The sequence below is a fragment of the Streptomyces sp. BRA346 genome, assembly GCF_052851135.1.
This window is the reverse complement of the sequence record NZ_JAIWIH010000101.1, coordinates 1-5,622: the sequence shown is the minus strand read 5'-3', so window position 1 is coordinate 5,622 and position 5,622 is coordinate 1. Positions and strand designations below refer to the sequence as shown.

Annotated in this window: 5 protein-coding genes and 1 pseudogene; 4 read left to right on the top strand and 2 right to left on the bottom strand. The window is 68.6% G+C overall.

Features of this window, described 5'->3' with window-relative positions; genetic code table 11:
* Window positions 1-199: 199 nt before the first annotated feature.
* Both LCH29_RS43430 and LCH29_RS43425 read left to right on the top strand, forming a co-directional pair.
* Window positions 200-1,054, top strand: a complete 855-nt coding sequence (locus tag LCH29_RS43430) for an MFS transporter (RefSeq protein WP_446467201.1) — start codon at window positions 200-202, stop codon at window positions 1,052-1,054.
* Window positions 1,051-2,625, top strand: coding sequence for an amidohydrolase (locus LCH29_RS43425; RefSeq protein ID WP_446467200.1), 1,575 nt, complete (start codon window positions 1,051-1,053; stop codon window positions 2,623-2,625). The genes LCH29_RS43430 and LCH29_RS43425 overlap by 4 nt, the downstream gene beginning before the upstream one ends.
* Window positions 2,626-3,060: 435 nt before the next feature.
* Here LCH29_RS43425 and LCH29_RS43420 read toward each other — a convergent pair whose 3' ends face one another.
* Window positions 3,061-3,420: a DoxX family protein gene (locus LCH29_RS43420; RefSeq protein ID WP_108999129.1), complete on the bottom strand. Its 360-nt coding sequence runs from the start codon at window positions 3,418-3,420 to the stop codon at window positions 3,061-3,063.
* A 173-nt stretch (window positions 3,421-3,593) separates the two neighbouring features.
* Window positions 3,594-4,088 (bottom strand): cupin domain-containing protein, encoded by a 495-nt coding sequence (locus tag LCH29_RS43415; RefSeq protein WP_206187736.1) that lies wholly within the window; start codon window positions 4,086-4,088, stop codon window positions 3,594-3,596.
* Between the two features lie 81 nt (window positions 4,089-4,169).
* On the opposite strand from LCH29_RS43415, the gene LCH29_RS43410 reads away from it, so the two are divergent.
* Entirely contained in the window at window positions 4,170-5,021 is an 852-nt protein-coding gene (locus LCH29_RS43410) for a LysR substrate-binding domain-containing protein (RefSeq protein ID WP_385201265.1), read from the top strand.
* A gap of 191 nt (window positions 5,022-5,212) precedes the next feature.
* Window positions 5,213-5,524: pseudogene (locus LCH29_RS43405) on the top strand (helix-turn-helix domain-containing protein); the annotation flags it as partial.
* Window positions 5,525-5,622 lie beyond the last annotated feature (98 nt).

Genomic DNA, 5,622 nt, shown 5'->3' with positions numbered 1-5,622 from the left:
GCACGACCTTGTACACCAGTGAGACGGTCACGCGGACATGCTCTCAGCCGAGGCCGAATACCTGACGTCACCTGCAGCGACGACTTTCCGAGCCCCACAGGCAGATCGTCCCGTACTGACGCAGGTCCCGGTGCTGACACTCGTCCACCTTCCAAGACCGGCAGTTCGGGGCGCACTCGTCGATCACAATCTGCCGCCCTTGGCGTACGCGTCCTCGGCAGCCGCGTCGATCGCCGGTCTCAGCCTGCTCCTGCTCAGCGTCATGCCGCCGACCGGCCTCGACAGCGCATACGTCCAGTGGGGCTGGCGGATCCCGTTCTTCATCGGCGGCCTGCTCGGCATCGTGCTCTTCTTCTACTACCGGCGCAACGTCGAGGAAGCTCCCGCCTTCGAAGCCGCCCAGACGACCGGATCGCCGCTGCGTGAGCTGCTCGGCGGACGCCACCGCCGAGCGCTCGCACAGGTCTTCATCCTCATGACCGGAGCGTGGCTCCTCACCAACATCGCCGCCGCGGTCCTGCCCGCCACGCTCAAGGCCGACGTAGGGCTCCCGGACCGCACCGTGAGCATCGTCCTGCTGATCTCCTCGGTCGTCTGCGTCGGGTCCTTCGTCGGCTGTGCCGTGCTCTCACAACGCATCGGGCGACGCCGCTTCTACATCGCCTTCGGCATCGTCGCCGCGATCTTCGCCTCCACCTGCTACGCACTCCTCACCACGCTGAACGCGGACGACCACGTGCTCCCCACCCTGCTGGCCGTCGGTGTGCAGATCTCCACGATCTCGCTGTACGGCCCCATCGCCGCCTACCTCACCGAACGGTTCCCGGCCGCGATCCGCGCCACCGGCTACGGAGTCGGATACAGCCTCGCCCTGGTCATACCGGCGTTCTACGCCTTCTACATCAGCGGACTCGCCACGATCGTGGGGAACGCGCTGGCACCCGTCGTCCTCATCGTGCTCGGCGGCGCGCTCGTCGCTGTCGACGGCGCGCTCGGCCCGGAGACCAGGGACGTCGACATGACAGCGCACCAGGTGCCGGACACCGCCTCGTGACACCACGCACCAGGATCCTCACCGGTCCCCGCATCGTCGCCGGTGACGGCACCGAGCCCGAAGCACTCGCCATCCGCGCCGGGTGGATCGCCGGCACCGGCACACGCCGCGCACTGCGGTCCGAGTTCCCCGGAGCCGAGGAGATCGGCCTGGACGGCGCGCTCGCCGTCCCCGGCCTCAACGACGCCCACTGCCACCCGTCGCAGGCCGCCCTCGCCCGCGTCCGAGTCGACCTCGACGCGGTGGCCGACCTCGACCAGGCGCTCCAGGCCCTGCGCCGACGCGCCGCGCACACCCCGCCGGGGCAATGGGTGATCGGACAGCCACTGGACGAGCGCCGCCTCGGCACCGTCGACCGGGACCTGCTCGACCAGGTCTCCCGCAGCCATCCGGTCCTCCTCGTGCACTACTCGCTCCACCGGGCCGTGGTGAACAGCGCCGGCCTCGCCGCGCTGGGCTACCGGGACGTCGCCGACGCCCCGCACGGCGGGCAACTGGGCGTCCACACCGACGGCCGCCTGAACGGGCATCTCGTGGAGCGCGCCTGGCTCGACCCGTGGCTGCCCGGCGCGGGGACGCCCTCGATCGCGTCGGCCGGGCCGCCCGCAGCCCAGCGGGCCGCGCTGAAGGAAGTGATCGGCGAACTGCACGCCTACGGGATCACCTCGTTCTGCGACGCGCTCGTCACCCCCACCGAGCGGCAGCTCTACACCGACGCCCTGGCCGCCGGCGAACTCACCGCGCGAGTCGGCATGCTGCTGTGGCACGCCTACGCCGACCCGGCCGCACCTCCGTCCGACCACCCGGCGCCCCACCGGCTGCGAACCGTCGGCGTGAAGATGATGCTCGACGGGGCCCTCTCCGGCGGAACGTGCCTGTGCCGATCGCCCTACCCCAGTGCCATGGGCAACGACAACGGGCTCCAGATCCTCACCGACGACGAGTTCGCCACGACCGTCCGGGCGATCGACGCCGCGGGCGGCCGGGTCGCGGTGCACGCCAACGGGGACCAGGCGATCCAGAAAGTCCTCGACGTCTTCGAGTCACTGCCGCAGCGACACGCCGGACACCGGATCGAGCACTGCAGCCTCGTCGACGACGACCTGGTCGCCCGCCTCGCCCGAGCTCAGGTGATCACGGTACCGTTCGGACCGTTCGTGACCCTGCACGGCGAGACCCTGGTCAAGTTCTACGGTGAACGCGCCGACGACGTCTGCGCGCACCGATCACTGCGTGACGCGAGGGTCGTGGCGGCCGGCTCCTCCGACTACCCACTGGCACCGGCAGATCCACTGCTCGCCATCCGCTCCCTGGTCACCCGTGTCACGGCGCGTGGCACCGTGGTCGGCGCCCGGCAGCGCATCACTGCGCTCGACGCGGTGGACGTGTACACCCGGGCCTCGGCGGCCGCCACCGCCGAGCAAGCGATCAAGGGAACCCTGACGGTGGGACGACTCGCCGACCTGACAGTTCTGGACACGGACATCACCACCGTGGATCCGGACCAACTGGCCGAAGTCAGGGTGTGCTCCACCTGGGTGGGCGGAGAGTGCGTATACGACAAACCCTGACGTGCGCTGACCAAGAAGCCTGAATCACGCCGAGGTAAGCCAGTCGCAACAGCACGGTCGATCACCTTGCTGGTGAGCGCCAGCCTCGTGAGAGCGCTTGTTCTGGCGACTTCGCCGGTCGACCTCCGGTACACCGCGCGCACTCCTCCCGCCAGGGCGGATGACATTTTCGGTAAGCGCAGTGTTCGCGACACAGATCGGAACGATGCCGACCTGTTCCAGCTCGTTGTATAGATGTGCCATAACTGAGCGTTTTCAGAGTGGCCACTGGTCGGGTGACGGGGTGGCTGGCTTTGTTCACGAGTTTCGACAGCAGATGTACGCCTCACCGCGCAGCGCGTGGACGGCGGCGTGTTCGATGTTCATGAGAAGTGACAGCGGCCGTGAGGCGGCTGGCCGAGCAGTCGCCTCCGCCGGTCGAGGACTGAGCCACGGTCACGGTCTGGTGGCCAACCAGACGGTCACGGCCGCGGTGGCGGTGAGTGCGACATTGAGTGTGATCCGGCGGTCTTCTCCGGTCAGGTGAACGGCGATCGCACCGGTCTGCAGAAGTACGAAGCCGATGGCTGCGGCCGACGCCAGCCAAGGAGCGGTACCGGTCAGCGGTGGCAGGACCAGACCGGCCGCGCCGAGTATTTCGACCGCCCCCAGCGCCCTGAGGGCGGGCAGGGGAATACGGTCGACCCAAGCCATCATCGGTCGGAGTTGATCGCGGCTGCGGATCACCTTCAGCGTGCCTGCGTAGAAGTAGAAGAGCGCGAGCAGTCCCGCGACGATCCAGTAGGCGATGTTCATGGTTTCCGTTCACGGGGGCCCCGGTTCGCGGGGTCCTGTCGATTGCGTCGAGTGCCAGGGAAGCCCCTGGAGACGGCCGGTCCGTCGTCCGAGGGGTTCGGACGCGAAGGGCGGGAGCGCCACGGCCCCAGAGGCCGAAAGGAGGGCGGCCGGGCCGTTCCGTCCCGCCGACTTCAGGCGAGGTCGGTCGCGGGCTGTGTCGCGTAGCGGCTCATTGTGTCGATGTTGGCCTGTGGCGTCAGCGGCTGTCCGGATGCGAGCACCTCATGAAGGTCTCGGAAGTACTGCACATACAGGTCGGGTGTGAATGTGCTGAGCATGACGGCGGGTTGGTCGGTCAGGTTGGCGAAGGTGTGCGGGGTGCCGGGCGGAACCATGACGAGCGTCCCCGCGGCGGCGTCGTAGTCCTCGTCCCCGACGGTGAACCGCACGGTGCCGGAGAGGACATAGAAGCCCTCGTCGTGTTGGCCATGGCGGTGCTGCGGCGGGCCCTGCGTGTGCGGGGCGAGGACGGACTCGGCGATCGCGAGGCGGTGCCCGGTGTGGCTGCCGTCCTCCAGAACGCGCATGCGCGTGGCGCCCAGAACGATCGTCTCGCCGTCGTGGGGACCCACCACCGATACGGCGGGGTCGGCCTGCGGCTCGCTGGTCTTCGCTTTTTCGGTCATGGTCACGAGTGCACCGCCGGGACCTCGCCGGTGTCCAAGACCCATTCAGCAGAGCCGATACCTCATGGGTATCGTTGCAGCGTGGAGCTACGGACCTTGCGCTACTTCGTGGCGGTCGCCGAGGAACTCCACTTCGGCCGGGCCGCCACCCGACTGCATATGAGTCAGCCGCCGCTGAGCCGGGCGATCAAGCAGTTGGAAGCCGAGGTCGGGGCCCTGCTCTTCGCCCGCTCGACCACCGGCGTCACGCTCACTCCAGTGGGCGCGGTGCTGCTCGACGAGGCGCGAGCCCTACTCGACCACGCCGACCGCGTCCGGGTGCGTGTGAGCGCAGCAGCCGGCGTCGCGACTATCACCGTCGGCATCTTGGGCGACGGCACCGACCCGGGAGTGGCCAGGCTGGCCGCGGCCTACCGCCGAAACCACCCCGGAGTCGACATCCGCATCCGCGACACCGATCTGACTGACCCGACGTGCGGACTGCGCGCTGGACTGGTCGACGTCGCCCTCACCCGGGCACCGTTCGACGAGACCGCCCTGACGGTGCGTGCGCTGCGGACCGATCCGGTCGGCGTGGTCCTGCGCGCCGACGATCCGCTGGCCCGCCGCGATGAGCTGCGGCTGGCCGAGCTGCGCGACCGCCGGTGGTTCCAGTTCCCGCAGGGCACAGACCCCATCTGGCAGTCGTACTGGAACGGTGGCAGGCCGCGGGAGGGACCAGTGGTGCGCGCCGTCCAGGAATGCCTGCAGGCTGTGCTGTGGAACGGCACGGTCGGCCTGGCCCCGCTCGGACACGACCTGCCCGCGGAGTTCACCGTGGTGCCGCTGATCGACATGGCGCCGAGCCGAGTGGTGGCGGTGTGTAACGAAGGAGACACCAACCCGTTGACCCGATCATTCATCAAGATCGCGACAGCCGCGTACCGCCACTGAGGATCGGCAATGGCGCTGCCGCAGCTCGTGAACAATTCGAACGCTGCAGCCCTCGTGACCGCCTCCGGAAATGGTGAATATCTGCTGTCGCTTCTCGTGAACAAAGCCAGGGCGGCCTCCCGCAACGCACGAGGCTCCTGTGCCGTTGAGAGAGGTGTTCGACGTCTCAACTCATCAGCGCAGGAGCCTCGTTGGTTCCCTTTCCTGCCGCACTCGACCTCCCGCATGCCCTGGTCGAGTGGGTAACCATGCTCATCGTCACCCGTGAGGGTGACCGCCGCTGCAAGCTCCCGCCTCACCAGCGTGCTCTCGTCGCCCGGGTCTACCTTCGCCGGCATGACACGCTCGCGCAGATCGCCGCCGGTTTCGGTATATCCGTCGGCACCGCCCACGCCTACGTCACCACCGTCGTCAGCCACCTGTCCCGCCGGGCGCCCGGGCTGCTGCGGGTCCTGTGGGAAACGGATCCCAGTCACGTCCTGCTCGACGGAACTCTCGCCGAGTGAGGTTCCCCCGAGATGCGGGGAGGAGTGACAGGGGGTCAGATGGGTCTCATGAGAGGAGCCCAGACGATGCCTGCCCCGAGGAAGTACCCGCTGGA

Coding starts and splice junctions, on each gene's coding strand:
- LCH29_RS43420 (WP_108999129.1), bottom strand. CDS start 3,420: ATGAACATCGCCTACTGGATCGTCGCGGGACTGCTCGCGCTCTTCTAC.
- LCH29_RS43415 (WP_206187736.1), bottom strand. CDS start 4,088: ATGACCGAAAAAGCGAAGACCAGCGAGCCGCAGGCCGACCCCGCCGTA.